The following is a 23,079-nucleotide window of genomic DNA, read 5'->3' as shown; positions in this document are numbered from 1 at the left end:
CAGCGGGTCAGTACACAGGGCTACGTTTCAAGCGATGCGCGAGCCGATACTGCAGCTGATCGTCGTACCCGATCGGCGCCTGCCCCTGCGGGGTTTCCAGCGCGTTGCGCCCGGATTCCAGCATCGGCATGTCATCGGCGACACGTACCAACTGGGCGATGGCGAGTTGCCGACTCGGATAGCCCGGATACGGATAGAGCAGCAGCGATGTCGGCGTGTAACCGCCGCCGTAGTTGAGCGCTCGCACCGTGACACCCGCCGTATCGCCGGACTGCAGCCGATCGCTGAGTGCCATCAAACGAACGCGGTCATCCGGATGGAAGACATCTACCGGCCGGAACAGATAGTCCCATCGAATCCAGGGCGCCGGATCCGTGAGCCAGTGCGAGATGCTGGCGCGCTCGGTCTGGACGATCGCGAGGTGGGTTCCGGCCCGGCGGTGGGCCTCGCGCAATCCGACCCGCTCCAGGGTCGGCCACTCCGAGAGCTCATTGTCCGAGGTGACATCCTCGATCAACAACCACGCGCCGTGCGTGCGAGCGTCGTCGCGGGCGCGGATGCTGATCCGCCACCGGCCCGGCCGCTCGGGACCATCGGTGACCGTGACCTCGAACTGGAGCCTGTCACCGGCCGTGGGACTGTAGAGCAGATCCAGGACCTCGGCATGTCGATTGAAGGCCGAGATCCGATGGAACAACTCCGCGATCGACATCACCGGTACGTGTTGCTCGGCCGAGTTCCCGGTCAGCCGGGTCGCACCGATCGGCTGCTGAATGGTCTGGGTATCGAGGTCCCAGATCGCACCCACCGCGGGCGGCAATTCGGGGCAGGTCGCGGTGGCGGAGCCCATCCACAAACGGACTGCGTGCACATCGCCACCCGGCCCGAACACCGGTCGTATCCGCAGCGCATGTGGACCCGAACCGGTCGCGAGCGTCAGATCCACCTCCTCGGCCTCGTCGCGCGCTGCCCGGATCGCATCGATCAGACTGCGCGTCTTGAGGCTGTCGTAGAGCGCCGGAGTCCGCGCCATCAGCCGCTGCAGCACTCGCTGCCAGTCGGCGAATCCACGCGGTGCGTCCCCTACCGACGCCACCGACATCGCCTCGGGCGTCAACGTCTCGATCGTTATCCAAGGATTTACTGCGCCACTTGTCATCGCACTGCCCGTATCAACCGTTCGTCGGAAGCCGCCACCTGTGTGTGACACGGATAATGTACCGCTATATAACGGCTCGTTCAACAGGCTTACAGATGTCGACATCAGTTGCAGTCTGCATGACGCGACCACCACATGTTCACCGAGCGGTCTTTTCTTAACGTCCGCTTAAGAACGTGCGTACGGACGCCAGAATTCCCGCAGCTCAGCGCAGTTCGCGCGAGATGCGGCAAATCGCAGCACAAAACCCGGGACCAGCGACGAACTCGCTGATCCCAGGCCGTAATTCCACGCCCGCAACCGCGACGGGCTAACCCTCTCCCGCCGTCAACGCCAATACACCCGCACCCGCCAGCACGCCGACCTCGCCGAGTTCCGATGGCACGACCCGCAATCCGGTCAGATAGCCGAGCCTGGCATGCGTCGCGACAGCGGCGCCGAGCGCTTTCCAGAGCGAGGTGCCCGGCGCCGCCAGCGTGCCGCCGAGGACGACCAGGTCCAGGTCGAGCAGTGCGGCCACCGAGGCGATCGCGCCGCCGAGCGCCGTTCCGGCCCGGGTCAGCGCGGCATCCGCGAGTTCGTCACCCGCACGCGCCTGACCGACCAGGTCGTCGACCGAGGTGCCCTGCCAGCCTTGCGCGCGTGCCCATTTCACCGCCGAGATTCCGCCCGCCACCGCCTCCAGACAGCCCCGCCCCCCGCACTCACAGCGCTCATCGAAGCCCGGCACCAGCACATGGCCGAGGTTTCCCGCGTTTCCGGTCCGACCGACCACCACGAAACCACCGACCATGACCCCGGCACCGATCCGGTCCGAGACCATGACCGCGAGTGCGTCGAGCACATCGTTGGTAGCACCGAAGTTTCGCTCGGCCAGGCCGAGGCACACGCCGTCGAGCGCCAACTGGACGATGGCGTTCGGAAACAGCTTTTCCACGGCCGCCACGATCCCGAAACCCGTCCCCCACTCGGCGATACCGGGCGGTGCGACCACACCGGCGGCCATATCGAGCGGGCCGACGGAGCCGATTCCGACCCGGGTCACATCCCCGCCGTCGGCGGCCTCGAGCAGCAGGTCACGGCAGCTGTCCCAGGCCGCGCGGGCCGGGATCGGGACCCGCCGGATCTCGTCCTCACCGACATCGTCGGCCACCCGACTCGCCGCGAAACCGTTCGGCCCGATCTCGAGAGCCAACATCGTCATGAGTTACACACCGCCAGAATGAAGTCCGTCGTGAACAGTGGACGAAGCATAGGTCAGTGCGCGCCGGTTCCGGTCGGTTCCAGCCTCCGGCCGAGCACGATGTGACGGCGCGGGGCCGCCGGAGCGGGTTCGGCGGGGGCCGGACGCGAGCCGGTTCGGATGATCCGCAGCGGCCGCTTGTGGTCGATCGGGGTGACGCGATGACGGTCCAGGTCAGAGACGACCTTGCCGGCGCTGTCGTAGGGAATTCCGGCCCAGATCATCGCGCGGGGGCCGGTGCCGCGCTCGATGAGCGTCTGCGCCAACTGTTCGCATTTCGCGAAAACCGGGCAGCTCTCGCAGATTCGCATCGCTGCACGCCAGGAGTCCGGAGTGCCGACGTCCAGATCCCAGTCGTCGGGACCGTCCGCACAGGGCGGCCGATGGGCCGAACCACTGGGAAGCGTCGAAACCTTTGCTGTCACAACGGTTTCCACGACGAGGGAAGAAAATTGCGTGATGCTCATAGCCGTCTCCGGGGATGCCGAGGGCGCGCCAACTCCGTTGTGCGGGCCCATTGGTCAGGCGGTCATCAGGGCTGCTCAACAGTCCCCGGAAGGGCCAGCGATGATTGCTGGTCCAACGAACGTTAACTCACGATTCGACAGTGAGCAATCGCTTCTGCCGCTACTTAACGGCACGTTGACCAACATGTGATCTTGGCGTATCGTCAGTTAACGGTACATTTGTTCGCGGGCCATCCGCTTGGGGCGAATTGTGGTTTCCTATGGATATGGCTGTTGGGTCCGAGTACACGATCGACGAACTTGCGCGGGCGGCAGATACCACCGTGCGAAGCGTCCGCGTGTACCACGAACGAGGACTCCTCCCGTCCCCCGATGTCCGGGGGCGCATCGGCTATTACGGGTCGGATCACCTGAACAGACTGCAGACGATCAGTCGTCTGCTCAGTCGGGGCATGAAGTTGAACGGGATTCGGGAATTGCTCGAGGCCTGGGATCGCGGTGACGGATTGGCGGAGGTGCTCGGCGTCAACGACCAGCCCGTCTCCGAGCCGACGACGGTCGCCGCGCCCGGCTCACCCCGGCCGCAGCGCAGACAGGCACCCCCGGAACTTCCGGAGTACGTGCAGCAGGCGCTCGCCGCCAGCGGCGATCCGCACGAGGCCTACCGGGTGACCAATCCGCGCTGCGGCGACCTGACTACCCGACTCGTCGATGCGGGTATTTCCGCGCGCGACGCTTTCGAACTGGTCGAGCGGCTCAGAGCCGATTGCAATCAGATCGCCGATCAGTATGCGACCCAACTGTTCTACTTCCTGGCGGGCCAGACCTACGAACAGTCCGGGCGCACACCGAAGGACCGCGCCAAACTCGAATCGGATTTGGCCATCGCGCGGCTGATCGCCACGCGCGCCACATCGGAGCTGATCGATCAGGCCTTCGCCAGACATTCCGAACTGCCGCCGAGCTGATATCGAATTCTGCCCAGAACAATTCGATGTGCTGTCGGTAACAGTCGCGCGCTTCCATGCGAATTTGTACGAATCACCCTGAGCCCAAAGGGTTTTCGGTGTTCGACCACCAATTATGTTCGTATGCGTGTTCGGGAGATCGGATAGTCTCGTCGGCAAGCGGATCGGGGATGGCCGGACGGGCCGCCCGAATGCATTGTCGGACTTGGAGTTCTGGGATACGGCGCGTTGGCGGCCGCGTGTGGTGCTGCGTCGGTGCAGGCACCGCTCAACAGCACCCGTAGCGCTGCGGCCCCCCGAAGCCCGCCGAGGGTAGTCGAAAGGTGGTTCGGTGCTGACTGACCAGCCACAATTCGACTACGCTCGATGTCCTCGGCATCCGATTCAACGAGCTTCCGAGGTCGAGCCGAAAGTGGCGGGGAGGCAAGCTTCAGTCGGGAAGCGCCACGGTAAGGTCGTGCAGGACAGGATGATTCATTCGTCGGTCGGTTGTTCAGCCGACTTCGAACAACTGTGCCGCCATGCGACGGCTGGGTTTTCCGTTCGGCAGTTGCGGGAGCCGGTTCACCAGGCGCAACTGCCCCGGAATCTGGTGCTCGGCCAAGTGGGAGTGGCAGTGGCGCATGATGTCGCGCTTGGTGGTCTGCGAACCCGCACGCAAATGGACGACCGCCGCGACGTCATCGCCGAGGTGCGGATGCGGCACCCGCGTCGCGAGCGATGAGACGACATCGGGATGTTCGTCCAGCGCGGCCTCTACATCTACCGGCGCCACCGCGTGGTCGCCGCGGTGCGCGATTTCGCTGAGCCGACCCAGGATTCGCAGGCGCCCGTCTTCTTCCCGGCGCGCCACGTCACGCGTCCGCAGCCAGCCGTCGGCAGTGAAGGCAGCAGCGGTGGCGGCAGGATTGCCGACATATCTGCTGAACAGTGCCGTGCCGCGGACTTCCAATTCGCGCCCGCCCGCGATTTCGTCACCGGCCAAACGGAATTCGACGCCGGTCGGGGTACCGACCGTACCGGGCACCCGCTCCCACGACGGCGGATCGGCCGCCGCCTGGTGGCTGGTTTCGGCGAGTTCCAGTGCCTCCACGACCGGGCAGTCGAGCAGCCGCTCCGCGCGCTCGGCCGCGAGACGGGACAGCGGGGCCGAGGCGGTGCGCAGGAAACGCATGCCGCGTGCGCGCTTTCGCGATGCCACCAGTCCCGCGGTGATACCGGCCAGCTGCATCGGCACCACCGTGAGCCACGTCGGCGCCGCCGCATCCAGCAGCCGATGCGTTCGGCGCGCCTCGCCCGTGGCGGGCAGCACCATGGTGGACCGGCTGCGCAGTGTCGCCATCAGGTTCGCGAACAGGCCGTGGCTCTGCGCCCACGGCAGCACTGCGATCGTGCGGTCGTCCGGTGTGAGTGCGAAATGGTCTGCGACAGCGGCGATTCCGGCGGCGATATTGGCCTCCGACAGTGCCACTGCCTTCGGCGCTCCGGTGGAGCCGGAGGTGAACAGGATCAGGCGGTCGTCCTCGTGCACCGTCGGTGCGGGCACCGTCGGCATCCAGCCCCCGCGGCGTGCAGGCGGGGCCGGGATCCACTCCAGCTGTGCCGGGGGCTCGAACGGGTTGCGCCACAATAGTGTCGGCGAATCGCTCGAAGCGAGGGCCGACGCGACCACCACTCGGGGCCGAGCCAGTGTAAAAATCTGCTGCTTCTCCCGCGCGCTCAGCCGCGGATCCACCGGCGCGAATACCGCACCGATATTCCAGGCGGCCGACATTATGACGGCGAAGGCAGGCGAATTCGGTAGCTCGGCGACCACTACGTCACCGGCACCGACGCCATTCTTCCGCAAACTCCGTGCGACGGTTTCAGCCCACGCCTCCAACTGACCGAATGATAGAAGCGGATCGGCATCGGCGGAAACAAGAAACGGCCGATCGCAGGCATCCATCAATTGTCCTTCCGATGGCGCGGGTGGTGTCCCACTCCCGTTGCGGAATTAAGAGATTCCGCAATCGGGAGTGGGGGTCACGAACGGCACCCATCGCAGGTCGCGGCAGCTTCCCCGGCACCTCCCGGCAAGGGGGAACAAGAGGTGAGCAATGGAACCCGAAGGGCCGCGCGACCAACGCCTTTCCGCATCGTGACGCCTCCGGCACCACATCGAGGTCCAATTCTCAGCGGTGCCAGGGCAGAACAGTACCGCCACAACATCGCCACCCGCACAATCCCCGTTCCCATTTTTGGGAACGGGACTTACGCCGCACTGTCCGGGATCAACCGGAGCGTGCATGAGCCGCCGTTACCGCGACGCTCCGAGTGCGGCCGCGACTTCGTGGCACGACTCCCGCAGTAGCTCGCAATAGTCGTCCAGATCCGGGACGATCCCCGGATCACACACCACCGATACAGTGAAGGTGTCACCCGCGCCGACGAACGAATGCGCCAAACCGATTTCCGGATACACCGGCGGCAGCATGCCCGCGAAGCGAAACGGCTTGCCCGACAACGACCATTCGGCGGTCGGCTCACAGCGAATGCTGGTGAGGATGGTGTGTGCATAGGCCGGGCCGTCCGGGGCGGCGGGCGCGAGCGTACCGAATCGCGTTCGGTAGGTGCGACTGGGCAACAGGTCGATGAGTCCGAGGCGGTTGAGTTCCCGGCGACCCGACGGCGAATCGCGGCGCACGCGAAGTGTGGCGTCGACCGCCCGTGCACGAGCGGCGAGGTCGGGTTCCGCAGCGGCCAGCTCGACCGCGGCGGCCCCGATGTAATTGGCACCCATCACCGGCGCGTCGGGCACCGCGACGGTCACCAATACCGCGAGATCGTCAGGACACGAGCCATCCCGCTTTTCGAGATAACGCTGCATGGCGCGTGATATCGCCGTCAGTCCGAAGGCCGTCACCGTGACCCCCGGTGCACGAACGACCCGCAGTTCCAACGGAATCGACCGCATGGCGCGTCCGGTGCCGATCCGGCCATTGAGCCGGGTGGAGGTAACCGGTGGAACATTCGGCCCGCTGTCGTCGTTTTCGCGGGCGATCCGGCGCATCTCACCCCGGACGCGGATGTTGAAACGCAAGACCTGCAACGGCCAGCGCAGCGCACCGAGCACGGCGGCGAGTACCGGGCGTGGGCGTCGCGTGGCCGCACCCTGCCCCTCGATCCGCAACGGCACCGAGGCGAACAACGCTTCCGACAGCGATGTCATGGCCGGACCCGCCATCAGCGCATGGCTGACATGCATGAGAACAACGGGGCCCGCGCCGCTCGGCGTCGCGATACCGGTCACGTTCGGAAATACGTGCAGCTGCCACGCACTGACCCGGGCATCCAGCGGCTGCGCCAGAATGCGCCCGATCTCGTCCTGACACTGTGCCCAATCCTGTTGCGCCGCATCATGAGTGACAATATGCGCGTCGATCGGACTGTCGTCGACCACCCAGAACGGGTGCCCGAGCCCGCCGGGCACCTCCTGGATTCGACGACGCAGCGGTTCGAGCAGTTCGGCGCACTCACCGAAGTGGTCGGCGATATCGACGGCGGTCAGCGGTGTGTCGCCGTTGTCGAATACCCACCACATCGGCCAGTCGGTGACCCGACCCGAGCGGGCCAAGTAGTAGTAGGCGGCGTCATTGGCCACCATCTGTGCTTCGTACATCATGCTGCTCTCGTCGATCCGATTGCTGCACTATGCCATCCGCCATGGGCAAACACATCTGCCGGAATCCACATCGGACGCGGGCGACCGATCCAACTACTGGGGACCCGGCCGCACCCCGGCACCCAGCGCTTCCTCCGGTGCCGTGCCCAGATAGCTTCCGCCGCATCGCTGCCCGGGTTTCCGTCGAACGTAGTCGAATGGTGGCCTCTCATGCCGAATTCGACCGCCATATGACTACGCTCGGCGTGCTGCCGGAGGCGGCACTAGCTGCGCGAGACTTTCGGCAGCAGCGAACGCCAACCGCGGGCAGCGGCCGAGGCGGGGGTGCTCACCGCGGACAGCGCGGCGAATTCGTCATCGGTGAGCGTGATGGTGGCGGCGGCGGTGTTCTCCTCGAGATGCGCCACGCTGGAGGTGCCGGGAATGGGCAGGATGACCGGCGAGCGGCGCAGCAACCAGGCGAGCGCGAGTTGGGACGGGCTGGCATCTTCGCGCACGAGGCTGTCCAGCGGACCACCCGGACGCGCGAGATCGCCGGTGGCCATGGGGAACCACGGGATGAAGGCGATGTTGTTGGCCTCGGCGTATTCGAGTACGTCCTCCGCGCTGCGATTGACGAGGTTGTACTGGTTCTGTACCGAGACGATCTCGGCGATCTTGCGGGCCTTGTCGAGCTGAGCGACGGTCACCTCGGACAGGCCGATATGGCGGATCTTGCCCTCTTGCTGCAGCGACGCCAGCTCGCCGAGCTGGTCGGCGAGCGGCACCTGCGGGTCGATCCGGTGCAGCTGGAACAGATCGATGCGGTCGACGCCGAGATGACGCAGGCTCAATTCCAGCTGCTGGCGCAGATATTCGGGACGGCCGATCGGCACCCACTCACCGGGACGGGTCCGGGCCAGCCCGGCCTTGGTCGCGATGACCAGGTCGTCCGGATACGGGTGCAGGGCCCGGCGGATGAGAGTTTCGCTGACGAACGGTCCGTAGGAATCCGCGGTATCGATGAGGGTGATACCGAGCTCGACGGCACGACGCAGTACGCGCACGGCCTCATCCGGATCCTTCGGGTCGCCCCACACACCGTCACCGGTCAGCTGCATTGCGCCATAGCCCAGGCGCGTGACCGGTAGGTCACCACCGAGGGCGAAGGTGCCCGAGGCAGCGGCGGGACGGGACTGGGCTTCGGCGGTCATGCTTTCCTCTCTACAGCTGAACGTCGCTCGGGGCGGGGAAGAAACCCGCATCGATGAAGGACCTGACATAGGCGTCCAGGGCCGCGGCATCGATGGGCGGGCAGTGGATACCGTACTGCGCCAACTCGATTCGGGTGTCGGTGTCGTCGACGGCGGCCGCGGCTCCACCGTAGTTGCCGCTGACCAAGGCGGCGCGCACCAGTGAATCGTCGCCGGTCGCATCGCGCGCCGCCGCTTCCTGGGCCAGTTTGGTCGCGATCTCCTCGATCGATGCGATCTCGATCGGAATCCCGTGCCTGCGCAGGGCTTCGAAGATATCGCCGATCGCCACCGGACGAGCGTTCACCAGGTGGTAGGCCGCGCCGACCGGCGCCTGCTCCGCCAGCGCGACGATGGCACCCACCACGTAGTTCACCGGCACCAGCGACATGGTGGCGTCGCCGATCTCCGGGGCGAGCCCGAGAATGGCGGCCGCCCGGATCATATTCCAGAACGAGTCGTCGACGCTGTTCACTCCGAGCCGCGGATCACCGGACACGGTGCCCGGACGGTATATGGTCACCGGCACACCACGTGCACCAGCCTGGCGGATCAGTTGTTCGGCGACCCATTTACTTGCCACGTAGCCGTTTCCGGAAACCTCGTCGACGTGCAGTTGCACATCCTCACGGGCGATGAAATCCGGTGCGGGCGCATTCGGAATCACGGCATTGACCGTGGAGACGAAGTGCACCGGTTTGACCCGACCCGTGGTCGCCAGCCGCAGCACCTCACGAGTGCCCGACACATTGGCGGCGCGCAACCGCGCGTACGGCTCGATGTGATTGACACGAGCTCCGTTGTGGTAGATCACGTCGATCCGCTCGGCGAGCCGGGCCCAGTCGGACTGGTCGAGCCCGAGTCCGGGTGCGGCCAGATCACCTGCGACAGCGACGATTCGCCCCTGATAGGCATCGTCCCAGATCCGGTACAGCTGCATGGCGTCGCGAATCCGCTTGTAGGCCCGCTCGCTATCGTCGCCGCGCACGAGGCACCAGACCGTCGCCGCGGTGCTGGACAGCAGTTCCCGCAGCAAATGCACACCGACGAATCCGGTTGCGCCGGTGAGCAGTACGTCGCGCGGCGCCTCGGCACGAACGGGTGCGCGACCCGCACCATCGATCTCCGGTTCGAGCACGGCGTCGGTGGTGATCGTCGCGGTGTCGGTGCCGGGGACCACGGCCGCCGGCTCGTCCGGATTGTCGAGACGGGTGGCCAGACCGCGCACGGTGGGCGCGATGAACAGCGCCGCCATCGGCACATCGATACCGAGCCGGGTGGCCAATGCGCGCTGCAGGGTGAAGGCGAGCAGCGAGGTGCCGCCGAGATCGAAGAAATCGTCCTCGGCTCCGGCCCTGGCGATGCCGAGCACCTCGGCGAATACCTCGGCGACGGCGCGCTCGGTATCGGTCGCCGGTGCGACGAACTCGCGGGCGCGCAGGACCGGCCGCGGCAGCGCGGCCCGATCCAGTTTGCCGCTGCTGTTCACCGGGAAGGATTCCAGGACCATGATGGCCGAGGGCACCATGTAGCCCGGAAGCATGTGTGACAGCGATTCGCGCAGGGTATCTGCCTCGAGTTCGGTCACGGCCACCACATAGGCGACCAACTGATCGCCGGTCTCCGACTTCGCCACCACAACGACAGCCTGGGCGACGGACGAATCGGCCAGCAGCGCGGCCTCGATCTCGCCCAGCTCGACCCGGTGACCACGGATCTTCGCCTGGAAGTCCGTGCGCCCCAGATATTCCAGCACCCCGTCGGCGCGGCGACGCACCAGATCACCCGTCCGGTACATCCGCGCACCGGCCGGACCGTGCGGGTCGGCGACGAACCGATCCGAGGTCAGATCGGCACGACCGAGGTAGCCGCGCGCCAATTGGCTGCCCGCCAAGTACAGTTCGCCGACGACGCCGGCGGGTACCAGATGCAGCCGGGAATCCAGCACATAGGTGCGGGTGTTCCACAGCGCCACACCGATCGGCACCGTCAGCCGGTCATCGATGGAGGCGGGCCGGTACGTCACCGAGACCGCTGCCTCGGTGGGGCCGTACAGGTTGTGCAGTCCGGCATCCGACAGCGTGGCGAAATCGGCGACGGTGTTGGGCGGCAAGGCCTCACCGATAACGAAAACCGCACGCAGTGACGCCAATTGGTCCACCCGGGCAGCGGCCAGGAAGACCTGCAGTACCGACGGAACGAAATCGGTGACCGTGACCTGGTGGGTCTCGATCAGCTCGGCGATATAGCCGGGATCGCGCTGTCCATGCGGTGCCGCGAGCACCAGCCGCGCGCCCACCCACAGCGGGGCGAAATAACCCCACAGCGATACGTCGAAGGTCGTCGCCGTCTTCTGCAGGTAGACATCCTCGGCGCCGAACCCGTACTCCGCCACCATCCATTCGATCTGGTTGGTGATCGCGCCGTGCGAGACCATGACGCCCTTGGGCCGACCGGTCGAGCCCGAGGTGAACAGCACGTAGGCCGGATGATCGGCGTGCAGCGGCGCACGCAGCTCGTCGCACTCGACCGGCTCACCGGAGTATTCCGACAACTCGAGGGAGTCGATATCGACAACGGGAACTCCCGTGACGGGTACCGAATTGCCGTCGGTGGTCAGCACGCAGACCGGCTCGGCCGTCGCCACCATGTACCCGATCCGGTCGGCCGGATGGTCGAGGTCCAGCGGCAGATACGCGCCACCCGCGGTCAGCACCGCATACATCGCGGCGAGCAGCTGCGGCGAACGCGGTATCGCCAGCGCCACAACGGATTCGGGACCGACGCCCTGCGCGATCAGGTACCTGGCGAGGCGGTTGACGCGCTCGTCGAATTCCCGATAGGTCCAGGCGGTCTCGTCGTGCACGACGGCCACCGCATCCGGGGTCGTCGCCACGGCACGGCGGTAGCCGGTCAGCAGGTAGTCCGCCGACACCGGGTGCGCGGTGTCGGCAGCATCCGAGAGCAGCGCGGCGCGTTCGGTCGCATCGGTCAGCTCGATCTCGCCCAGCACCGCACCGGGATCGGCGGCGATGGCGGTGAGCAGGCGCGCGAACCGGTCCACGAAACCCTGCACGGTGGCGGGATCGAACATATCGGCGGCGTAGGTGACCATGCCGCCGATACCCAGCGGCGTGCCCGCCTCGTCGTAAGCATCGCCGATATACCAGTGCAGATCGAACTGCGATACCTCGACACCGATATCCAGGCTCGCGACGGTCAGCCCCGGCAATTCCAGTGCGACGCGGTCCAGGTTCTGGAACGACAGCCCCACCTGGTACAGCGGATGCCGCGATGGCGAGCGCACCGGGTTCAGCACATTGACCAACCGCTCGAACGGCACATCCGAGTTCGCGAAGGCCTGCAGATCGGTTTCCCGCTGCCGCGCCAGCAGTTCGGTGAAACGCGCGCCGCCGTCGTATCGGGTTCGGAATACCAAGGTATTGATGAACATGCCGATGACGTCGTCGAGCACGGCGTCGCCGCGTCCGGCGGTCGGCGTGCCGATGGCGATGTCGTTGGTCCCGGACAACCGTGCCAGCAGCACGGCGAGTGCGGTGTGCACGACCATGAACACGGTCGCCCCCTGGGCCCGCGCCAATTCGGCCAGCGCGCTGTGGGTTTCGGCATCGATCCGCACCGACACCTGGCCACCGGCGAAGGAGCGCGCCAGCGGCCGCGGCCGATCCGAGGGCAGGTCGAGCTGTTCCGGCAAGCCGGCCAATTCCCGCTGCCAGTACCCGATCTGCTTGGCCGTCAACGATTCCGGATCATCCTCGGCACCGAGCAGTTCGCGCTGCCAGATGGCGTAGTCGGCGTACTGCACCGGCAGCGGGGTCCAATTCGGCGCCTGTCCGGCGCTGCGCGCCACATACGCGGTCATCAGATCGCGGGCCAGCGGTCCGATCGACGAACCGTCCCCGGCGATGTGGTGCACGACCATCGCCAGCACGTATTCGCGTCCATCCGCACCGTCGCCGAGGTCGAACAGACTGACCCGGACCGGCACCTCGACGGTGAGATCGAAGGCGGTCCGCACCATGGTGGCCACCGCGTCCACGATCGCGGCCGGGTCGATGGCCTGGACCAGCATCGGCGGAATCGCCTGCGCCGCAGGCAGGATCACCTGCACCGGGCCCGCATCGATGGGCGGGTAGACCGTACGCAGGATCTCGTGACGGGTCACCACATCCCCGATCGCCGCCCGCAGCGCCTGCGTGTCGACGGCACCGGTCAAGCGCACCGCCATCGGCACGTTGTAGGCCAGAGAGTTCGTATCCAAGCGGTTGAGGAACCACATGCCCTGCTGCGCCGCCGACAACGGGATCCGCTCCGGCCGCGGACCGGCGATCAGCTCCGGACGGTCGCTTCCGGCCTCGTTCTCGCTCAGCCTGGCCGCGAGCGCGGACACCGACGATGCCTCGAACAGCAGGCGCACCGGAACCCGGGTATCGGATGCGGCGCCCAGCCGCGCCGCCAGCCGCGTGGCGATCAGCGAGTTGCCGCCCAATTCGAAGAAGTCGTCGTCGGCGCCGACCGGTGTCGCGGGCGCGAGCAATTCGGTGAAGACGCTCGCGACCAGCTCTTCCCATCGCCCGGACGGCGCGCGGTATGCCCTGGTGTGCAGCACCGGCGCGGGCAGGGCGGCACGGTCGAGCTTGCCGACCGGGGTCAGCGGAATCTCGTCGAGCAGCATGACGGTGGTCGGCACCATATGCGCGGGCAGGCTGTTCGCCGCGAATGCGGTGAGTTCGTCGGCATCGGCCACCGCACCGGCGGCGGCATGCACATAGGAGACGAGGATGGTCGCACCGCTGGCGATTTCATGTCCGATGGTGACCGCGAAGTCGACGGTTTCATGCGCCGCGAGGACGGCGTCGATCTCGCCGAGTTCGATGCGGAAGCCGCGGACCTTGACCTGGAAGTCATTGCGGCCCAGATATTCCAGCGCACCGTCGACCGTCCGGCGGACCAGATCGCCGGTCCGGTACAGCCTCGCACCGTTACGGTCGAACGGATTCGCCACGAACCGGGCGGCGGTCAGCGCGGGGCGCTCATGGTAGCCGCGGGCCACTTGTGCGCCGGTAATGTAGAGCTCGCCGACGGCGCGGTCCGGCACCGGCGAGAGCCGATCGTCCAATACGTATTCGGTGATGGCGCGGATCGGCCCGCCGATGGTGACGGTCTCCCCCGGCACCAGCGGCGCGCTGATATTGGTCATGATCGTGGTCTCGGTCGGCCCGTACCCGTTGTAGAACTCGCGGGTGCGCCGTCCGGCGATCGGAATCGTCCAGCGCCGCACCAGCTCCGGCGGACAGGCCTCGCCACCGGCGATGACGACACGGAGCTTGTCCAGGCCCGCCGGGTCGACCGAAGCCAGCGCCGCGGGCGTGATGAACGCATGCGTCACCCGCTCCCGGCGCAGCAGCGCGGCCAGCTCCTCGCCGCCGTAGACCGACGGGGCGGCCACCACCATGGTCGCGGCGCCACCGATGGCCAGCAGCAGTTCCAGCACCGAAGCATCGAATGACGGCGACGCGAAATGCAGTGTGCGCGAACTGCTCGTCACCCGATAGCGCTCGCGCTGTTCCTCGCAGAAACTCGACAAACCGGCCTGCGTGACGACCACGCCCTTGGGCTTACCGGTCGATCCGGAGGTGTAGATGACATAGGCCGGATGTGTGGCGCGCAACGGCCGCAACCGATCCGCGTCCGTCACCGGATCGGCGCTGTAGTCGTCGAGCCGCTGATCGATCTCGTCGGCGTCGATGGTCAGCCACTGCACCTCATCGGGCAGGTCGGCGCCGATCTCGGTGATCGTAAGTCCCAGTACCGCATGCGAATCGGCGATCATGTGCCGGACTCGCTCGGCGGGATAGTTGGGATCCACCGGGACGAATCCGGCACCGGTCTTGGCGATCGCCCACACCGCGAGCACGGACTCCGCCGAGCGCGGAATGCCGATCGCCACCAGATCCTCCGGGCCGACGCCACGATCGATCAGCAGTCGAGCCAGCCTGCTCGAGCGCTCGTCGAGGTCGACGTACTCCCATTCGGCCAGCTGCTCGGTGGCATCGGCGAAGATCACCGCGACACCGTCCGGATTGGTGTCGACCGCATCGGCCAACAGCTGCGGCAGCAGCGTGACCTCTTCGGCCAGGACCGGTTCGGCAGTCCGGACGGGCGCGGCGAGCGCCCGGTCCCGTTCGGCCTCGTCGAGGATGTCGATGGCACCGACGATCACCTGCGCGTCGGCGGCGACCGCGCCGAGGATCCGCTCGAATCGGCGGCCGAGCACCACGATGGTGGCTTCCTCGAAAAGGTCTGTCGCATAGGCGAAACCGATGACCAGCTCGTCCGGCGTGCCATCGTCGTGCCGGCGCGCCTCGACGATCACCTGCAGGTCGAATTTCGCGACGATCTCGCCGGTATCGACGGCCGAAACCGTCAGACCGGGCAGCTCCAGTGTCGGCTGCTCGATGTTCTGGAACGACAGCATCACCTGGAACAGCGGATTGGCCGAGACGGCACGGGCGGGCAGCACCTCCTCGACCACCCGCTCGAACGGGATCTCCGCATTGGCGAAGGCGGACAGGTCGGTTTCGCGGACCTGCTGGACGAATGCCGCGAACGGGGCATCGCGATCGACATCGGTGCGCAGGGTCAGCGTATTGACGAACATGCCGACCAGATCGTCCAGTTCGGCCGAACCGCGACCCGCGATCGGCGTGCCGATCGCGATGTCCGAGCCACCGGACAGCCGCGCGAGCAGCGCGGCCAGCGCGGCGTGCACGACCATGAACAGCGACGAATTGTGCTGACGCGCAAGGTCGGCCAGCCCGGCGTGCACTCGGGCCGGCACGGCGATTTCGGTCGCCGCACCGCGCATCGATGCCTGCGCCGGACGCGCGCGGTCCAGCGGCAGCCGCGCGGTTTCGCTCACACCGGCCAGCTGTCGCCGCCAGTAAGCCAATTGCTGTGCGGCAATGGAGTTCTCGTCGTCTTCGGTGCCGATGACTTCGCGCTGCCAGAGCGCGAAATCGGCGTACTGCACCGGCAGCGGAGCCCAACCCGGAGCGATCCCCGCGGTACGCGCGAGGTAGGCGGTCGCCAGATCCCGCGCCAGCGGTGCCAGCGAGACGCCGTCCGCCGAAATGTGATGCGTGACGAGGACGAGCAGATGCTCATCGCGCGCCGGATCGGAGAACAATCGGATGCGCACGGGCGGATGTTCGGTGACATCGAATCCGGCGGACAACAGTGCCGCGACCCGGTCCGGATCGGCGGTCGTCTCGACCTCCAGTCCGTTCGGCAGCGTTTCGGCCACCGACAGGATCTCCTGGCGCGGCGTCGCGTCCGGGCCGTCGACCGGGAACCGTGTGCGCAGCGCCTCGTGCCGCTCCAGGACATCCGCGACGGCCGCGCGCAGTGCGGGCACGTCCAGGGTGCCCGTGAGCCGGATGGCGAACGGCAGGTTGTAGGACGGGGATTCGATGTCGACCTGGTTGAGCACCCACATCCGATGCTGTGCCAGCGACAGCGGGATGCGGGCCGGTCGCACGGCCCGTGTCAACGGCGGCCGATCCGCGTGCTCGGAATCCGGCACGATACGCGCCGCCAGGTCGGCGACCACCGGTGCGTCGAACAGCGTGCGCACCGGCACCCGCGCGCCCAACGCCGCACTCAGCCGGGCTACGACCTGGGTGGCGACCAGTGAGTTGCCGCCCAGGGTGAAGAAGTCGTCGTCGGCACCCACCCGATCCACACCGAGCACCTCGGCGAACACACCGGCCACGATCTCCTCGAGCGGAGTGGACGGAGCGCGGAATTCCCGGCCGGCCAGAGTCGGCCGCGGCAGCGCCTTGCGGTCCAGCTTGCCCGCGGTACTGAGCGGGAACTCGGCAAGCTCCACGACCGTGGCCGGAACCATGTACTGGGGCAGGGTGCCCGCCAGCGCGGCACGCAGCGGCTCCACCTCGAGGTGTGCGCCGGGCACCGGGACCGCGTAGGCCACCAGCTGGTCGCCGAGTTCGGTCGGCACCACCAGGACGGCCGCCTGGTTCACCGACGGCTGCGCCAGCAGCGCCGCCTCGATATCGCCGAGTTCGATGCGCTGTCCGCGCAGTTTCACCTGGAAGTCGGTGCGGCCCAGGTATTTCAGAACACTCGGCGCGCTCCAAGCCACCAGGTCGCCGGTCCGGTACATTCGCTCGCCGGTTCCGAACGGGTCGGCGACGAACCGTTCGGCGGTCAGATCCGCGCGCCCCAGATAGCTGCGGGCCAGCTGATCACCGGCGATGTAGAGCTCACCGGTGACACCGCCGGGCACCGGCCGCAGACGGGAATCCAGTACATACAGTCGGCTGTTCCAGACCGGCGATCCGATCGGCAGGCCACCCTGATCGTCGACGGTCGCGAGCCAGGTGGTGACGGCGACCGCGGTCTCGGTCGGACCGTACACGTTGAGCACCGACGCGTCGCAGACCGCGCGCACCGCGGCCACGGTTTCCGCGGGCAGCAGCTCGCCGCCGACAATGATGTGGCGCAGCGTCGGAAGCGTCCCGGCGGGCGTATGAGCGGCGAACACCGCGAGCATCGACGGCACGAAGTCGGTGACGGTAACCTGCTGCGCCGCAATGGTTTCGGCGATATAGGTAGCGTCGCGATGACCGTCGGGCGTGGCCATCAGCAGCTTGGCGCCGAGCCGCAGCGGAATGAAGTAGCCCCACATCGATGCGTCGAACGTGAAGGCGGCCTTCTGCAGGTACACATCGTCGGCATGCAGCGGATAGCGGGACTGCATCCAGGCCAGATGATTGCCGATCGCCCGGTGCGAGACCGCGACACCCTTGGGCCGTCCGGTGGAGCCGGAGGTAAACAGCACATACGCCAGACTCTCCGGGCGCACCGGCCGCAGCAGCTCCCCGGCCGCCGGCGGGGTACCGGCGAATCCGTCCAGATCGGCGGTGTCGATGTACAGCAACGGAATTCCGTCCGGCACCGGCACGGCGTCCGCGGTCGTGGTGAGCACGCACGCCGGCCGCGCCGCGGTCAGCACGTGCTCGACGCGGTCGGCCGGATGATCCGGGTCCACGGGCACGTACGCACCACCCGCGGTGAGGACCGCGTACATGCCGACGACCAGATCCAGCGAGCGTCGGACCGCGAGGCCGACCAGCGATTCCGCGCCGACGCCGTGCGAGATCAGCAGGCGGGCAAGGCGATTCACCCGTTCGTCGAGTTCCCCGTAGGTGAGCTCGGCGCCCTCGTAGGCCACCGCGACCCGATCCGGATGCGCCGATACCGCGCGCCGGTAGCCGTCCAGCAGCAGCTCGGGTTCGACCGCATGACCGGTATCGTTCCACTCCAGCAGGATGCGATCCCGCTCGGCGTCGGTCAGCATGATGTCGATATCGCCGACCAGGGCCGCGGGGTCGCCGACCAGCGCGTCGAGCACCCGGATCAGCCGCGCGGCAAGGGTTCCCACCTCATCGGCGGTGAACCCGCCACCGGCATACCGCCACGTCAGCTCGATTGTCGACGCCGCGATCGCCACCAGCGTCAGCGGGTAGTGCGCGCCGTCCTCCATGCCGACGGCGGTCACCGACATGCCGTCGATGGAATCGGCGGCGGCGATCGCCTCGCGGTCGATCGGGTAGGACTCGAAGACCAGCAGGGTGTCGAATTGCGCTCCGGCACCGGCGATCCGCTGGATGTCGGTGAGTCCCACATAGTGGTGGTCGAGCAGACCGGCCTGCTCGCGCTGCAGCGACTGCAGGAACTCGCCGACCGCGAGCCTGCCGTCGACCCGCACGCGCACCGGCAGCGTGTTGATGAACAAACCGACCATCGACTCGACGCCGGACAACTCGGCCGGACGGCCGGACACCGTGGTGCCGAACACCACGTCGTCGCGACCGGTGAACCGCCCGAGCAGGATGCCCAATGCCGCCTGCAGCACGGTGTTCACGGTGACGCCGAGTTCGGCGGCCAGCTCGGTGATCCGGCGGGTGCGCTCGGTGTCGATCTCGGTGACCACCTTGCCGCTGCCGTGGCCTGCGATCGTCCGCGATTGCGGGGCCAGCAGCGTCGGCTCCGCCACACCGGACAGCGCCTGTTCCCACGCCCGCAGCGACGCCTCCCGATCCCGGCCGGCCAGCCAGCTCAGGAAGGTGCGATAGGAGGGCACCCGCGGCAGCGCGGACCGATCGCCCCGAGTCGCGTAGAGCACCAGCACATCTCGCATCAGCAACGGCATCGACCAGCCGTCGAGCAGGATGTGGTGGGTGGTGATCACCAGATGCCACTGATCCGTGCGATACAGGGTGAACCGCATCAGCGGCGCGGCCGACATATCGAAGCCGGTCTCCCGCTCCGCGGCCACCTGTCGTCGCAGTTCGGCCAACCGCTCCGATTCGGGCAGATGCGTCAGATCCACTGCCCGCCAAGGCACTTCGACCCTATCCAGGACAACCTGCACGGCCCGGCCGTCGGCGCCGGCGACGAATGCGGTCCGCAGATTCGGATAGCGGTCAAGGATGGCCTGAGCCGCCGCCCGCAGTCGCTCGGCGTCCACGTCACCGCCCAGGTCGACCGTCGCCTGCGAGGTGTAGACGTCGATACTCGACTCGGCGAGCTGCGCGTGGAACAGCAGACCGGACTGCAACGGCGAGAGCGGCCACACGTCCGACAGCGCCGGGTAATTCCGTTCCCACACTTCGATATCCGACTGACCGACCGCGACCAACGGCAGATCCGACGGCGTCAGCCCACCGGCATCCGGATGCCGCGCGTGCTCGGCCAGTGCGTGCAGCGCCGCGACCCACAGGTCGGCGAAGTCCTGCACCCGCTCCCGCGACAACAACCCGCGCGGGAAGGCGAGCGACGCACCCAGCTGTGGTCCGTCCGCACCGTCGGTGACGATCGCATTGATGTCGATCACGCCGTTCGCGGGCATATCCGGATCCATCTCGGCATCCAGCTGCCCCAGATCCGCGACCGGCACCCAACCCAACGCACCGAGCTGCGCCGGAATCTCTCCCGTCGACATCCGACCCAAGTAGTTGAAGCTGATCTGTGCGGCACCGCCCAGTTCGGCGGCGGTGCCCAGTTGTCCGGCGGTCTCGGGGTTCAGGTAGCGCAGCAGGCCGTAGCCGAGTCCCTTGTCGGGGACCGCGAGCAGCTGCTCCTTCACCGATTTCACGATGTCGCCCAGAGCTTTTCCGCCCGCGAACGCCTCGGCGAGGTCCGCGCCTCCGAGATCGAGCCGGACCGGGTACGCACTGGTGAACCAGCCGACGGTCCTGGACAGATCCGCGCCGGAGACGATCTCCTCTTCGCGGCCATGGCCTTCCAGCTTGATCAGCGCGGTGCCGCCCGCGCTTTCGCCACGCCACTTGCTCACCGCCAGCGCCAGCGCCGAGAGCAGGCCGTCGTTGACACCACCGCGATACCGGCCCGGTATCGCGGTCAGCAGCGCATCGGTCACCTCGACGGGCAACGTCACCTCGACGCGATCGACGGTGCCGAAGGTGTCCACCGCCGGATCGAACGCACGCGCACCGAACAGCGGGTCTTCGGTGCCCGAAACCTGTTGCCAGAAAGGCAGTTCCGCAAGCCGCGCCGGATCCTGCGCCGCATCGCGCAGGGCGTGTGCCCAGCGCCGCATCGAGGTTCCGTTGGCGGGCAACGCCACCTGCTGCCCCGCCGCGAGCTGCGACCAGGCCATCGCCAGGTCCGGAATCAGAATCCGCCAGGACACCCCGTCGACCACGATGTGGTGCGCGACGACCAGCAAGACGTCACGACGGCGACCGCCCTGCGGGAAAGCGAACCAGACGAACCGCACCATCACGGCGTTCGCCGGATCGAGCCGGCCGAGCGCGGCGTCGTATTCGACACTCGCCCGCCGCGACAACTCGGCATCGTCGATATCGGCGGGCACCTCGACCCGATGCACCAGCGCGTCGACGTCCACCGCGCCGCGCGCCAAGACCTCGAAGGTCCGGGCGGTATCCGGGGTGGCTTCACGCAACCGAGCGCGCAGCATGTCGTGGTGATCGAAGACCGCGCCGATGGTCGCGACCAGGGTCTCCCGATCGATGCCGTCGGGCAGCCGCAGCGCCATCGTCTGCGAGAACCGCTTATACGACGAGTCGCTCGGCAGCATCGCCGTCATGATCGGCAGCAACGGCAGCTCACCAACCCCGCCGCCGGGCAGCTCAGCCAGCCGCTGCTGCTCCACCGCATCGGCCGATCTGGCGATCTCGGCCAATGCCTCGACCGTGCGGTGTTCGAACACCTCCGCGGCGGTGAATACGACCCCGCGCGCCTTCGCCCGCGAGACCAGCTGGATCGACAGGATCGAATCGCCACCCAATGCGAAGAACGAGTCGTCCCGGCCGACGCGCTCGACACCGAGCAACCCGGCGAATACCTCGGCGATGATTTCCTCGAGCGGCGTCTCTGCGGCACGGAATGCGCGCGGGGCGAAGACCGGCTCGGGCAGTACCGCACGGTCGAGCTTGCCGACCGGGGTCAGCGGAATCTCGTCCAGCACCACGAAGGCTGCCGGAATCATGTACGCGGGCAGCGACTCTCCGAGGAATTCGGCGAGCGCATCGGTGTCCACGACGGCCCCGATCCTCGGCAGCACATAGGCCACCAGCGCGGTCGCACCCGACGGCAGCGTCTTGCCGAGGGTCGCCGCGAAGTCGATATCGGGGTGGCCGGTGAGCGCGTTGTCGATCTCGCCGAGCTCGATGCGGAAGCCGCGAATCTTCACCTGGAAGTCGGAGCGACCCAGGTACTCGATGACACCACTGTCTTCGGTGCGCCGCACCAGATCTCCGGTCCGATACAGCCGGGCGCCCGGGTTGCCTATATCGGCGCCGAACGGGCTGGCCACGAACCGTTCCGAGGTCAGCCCCGGCCGCCCGAGATACCCCTGTGCCAGCGCGGGACCCGACAGGTACAGTTCGCCGATCACCCCGGCGGGCACCGGACGCAAGCGCGCGTCCAGGACGAACGCACCGACACCGGCAATGGCCGTGCCGATCGTGATGGGCTCGCCCGGCACCAGCGGCGGGGTGCCGGTGGCGAGAATCGTCGCCTCGGTGGGGCCGTAGCCGTTGTGGAACGCGCGCTCGCCCGCCCAGCGGCCGACCAGCTCGGTGCCGAACTTGTCACCGGCCACCACCACGACCCGCAGCTCGTCCAGACCGTCCGGATCCACCGATTCCAGGGCGGCCGGGGTGATGAGCATGTGGCTGACGCGCTCGCGCCGCAGCAGATCCGCGAGTTCGGCTCCACCGAACACCGAAGGCGGCGCGATCACCAAGGTCGCACCGGCGGAGAATGCCAGCAGGAGTTCGAGCACCGAAACGTCGAAGTTGGGCGAGCAGACATGCAGGACCCGTGACTCCCCGGTCACCGCGTACTGCTCGCGCTGCGCGGCGACCAGTCCGGCCAGGCCGCTGTGCGAGACCACGACGCCCTTGGGCCGTCCGGTCGATCCGGAGGTGTAGATGACGTAGGCGGGGTGCCGCTCGTCCAGCCGACGGACCCGGTCGGCGTAGGAGATCGGATGGGCCGGGCGTTCGGCGATGCGGCCGGCGTGCGCCGGGTCGTCGAGTTCGATCCAGTCCACACTCGTGCCGAGCACCGAGCGGTGGGCCGTGGTGGTCAACCCGAGGACGGCGCCGGAATCGGCGATGATGTGCGCGATCCGGTCGGACGGATATCCGGGATCCACGGGCACGTATGCGGCGCCGGTCTTCGCGATCGCCCACACGGCGAGCACCGATTCGATGCTGCGCGCGATACCGATCGCCACCACATCGCCCGCGCCAACGCCGTGTTCGATGAGTTCGCGCGCCAACCGCGACGACGCCTCGTCGAGTTCGCGGTAGGTCAGCTGTCTGTCATCGGACGGATCGCCCGAAGGGTTGAACCGGATGGCGACGGCATCGGCGGCGGACTCCACAGCGGCCGCGAGCAAATTTCCGAAGAGTAGACCGACTCGGCGACGACTACCACGTGCGGAACGACGATCCCTTGCCATTTCCGGTACTACACCTCTCACCTATTGCGCGCCTAAAGACCGCACCCGCATAATGGAACGCACGTACTTCACTGCCGGACCGCTATACCGCCGCGAGCCAAGCGTTCGAGTTTACAAGAGCGAACTCGTCACATATCCCCAAGAGCGCGAATCTGTTACGACATCGCTCGATGAAACGCGATCGGCTTCACAACGCCGCCCGTAACAGCCTAGGTGAAGGTCGGTCACGACGTTTCCAACCTCGGCCGTAACCCCGGCGTCAGTACGGTATCGCTATCACGGCA

8 protein-coding genes are annotated in these 23,079 nt (G+C 67.3%); 1 reads left to right on the top strand and 7 read right to left on the bottom strand.

All coding sequences use genetic code 11. From position 1 onward, the window contains the following. Positions 1-7 precede the first annotated feature (7 nt). The 3 genes from ACQPXH_RS11145 to ACQPXH_RS11135 all read right to left on the bottom strand — a co-directional run bounded on the left by ACQPXH_RS11145 (position 8) and on the right by ACQPXH_RS11135 (position 2,869). Entirely contained in the window at positions 8-1,159 is a 1,152-nt protein-coding gene (locus tag ACQPXH_RS11145; RefSeq protein WP_433602226.1) for a GAF domain-containing protein, read from the bottom strand. 310 nt (positions 1,160-1,469) lie between these two features. Continuing rightward, the gene (locus ACQPXH_RS11140; protein WP_433602225.1) at positions 1,470-2,363 is read right to left on the bottom strand and encodes an ROK family protein; all 894 of its coding nucleotides are present in this window, start codon (positions 2,361-2,363) and stop codon (positions 1,470-1,472) included. Positions 2,364-2,416: 53 nt separating this feature from the next. Beyond that, entirely contained in the window at positions 2,417-2,869 is a 453-nt protein-coding gene (locus ACQPXH_RS11135; protein WP_433602224.1) for a hypothetical protein, read from the bottom strand. Positions 2,870-3,129: 260 nt separating this feature from the next. On the opposite strand from ACQPXH_RS11135, the gene ACQPXH_RS11130 reads away from it, so the two are divergent. Continuing rightward, positions 3,130-3,837, top strand: a complete 708-nt coding sequence (locus ACQPXH_RS11130; protein ID WP_433602222.1) for a MerR family transcriptional regulator — start codon at positions 3,130-3,132, stop codon at positions 3,835-3,837. Positions 3,838-4,330: 493 nt separating this feature from the next. Here ACQPXH_RS11130 and ACQPXH_RS11125 read toward each other — a convergent pair whose 3' ends face one another. The 4 genes from ACQPXH_RS11125 to ACQPXH_RS11110 form a co-directional block, all read right to left on the bottom strand. Next, positions 4,331-5,785, bottom strand: coding sequence for a class I adenylate-forming enzyme family protein (locus ACQPXH_RS11125; protein WP_433602221.1), 1,455 nt, complete (start codon positions 5,783-5,785; stop codon positions 4,331-4,333). A 351-nt stretch (positions 5,786-6,136) separates the two neighbouring features. Further along, positions 6,137-7,501, bottom strand: coding sequence for a wax ester/triacylglycerol synthase domain-containing protein (locus ACQPXH_RS11120; protein ID WP_433602220.1), 1,365 nt, complete (start codon positions 7,499-7,501; stop codon positions 6,137-6,139). Between the two features lie 263 nt (positions 7,502-7,764). Beyond that, positions 7,765-8,694 (bottom strand): aldo/keto reductase, encoded by a 930-nt coding sequence (locus ACQPXH_RS11115; RefSeq protein WP_433602219.1) that lies wholly within the window; start codon positions 8,692-8,694, stop codon positions 7,765-7,767. Between the two features lie 10 nt (positions 8,695-8,704). Continuing rightward, positions 8,705-22,816, bottom strand: a complete 14,112-nt coding sequence (locus ACQPXH_RS11110) for an amino acid adenylation domain-containing protein (protein WP_433602218.1) — start codon at positions 22,814-22,816, stop codon at positions 8,705-8,707. Between the last annotated feature and the right edge of the window lie 263 nt (positions 22,817-23,079).

This window comes from Nocardia sp. CA-135953, assembly GCF_050955735.1.
Taxonomy (GTDB): domain Bacteria; phylum Actinomycetota; class Actinomycetes; order Mycobacteriales; family Mycobacteriaceae; genus Nocardia.
Note: the sequence above shows the minus strand (reverse complement) of the source record. Positions and strands in the feature narration are given on the sequence as shown.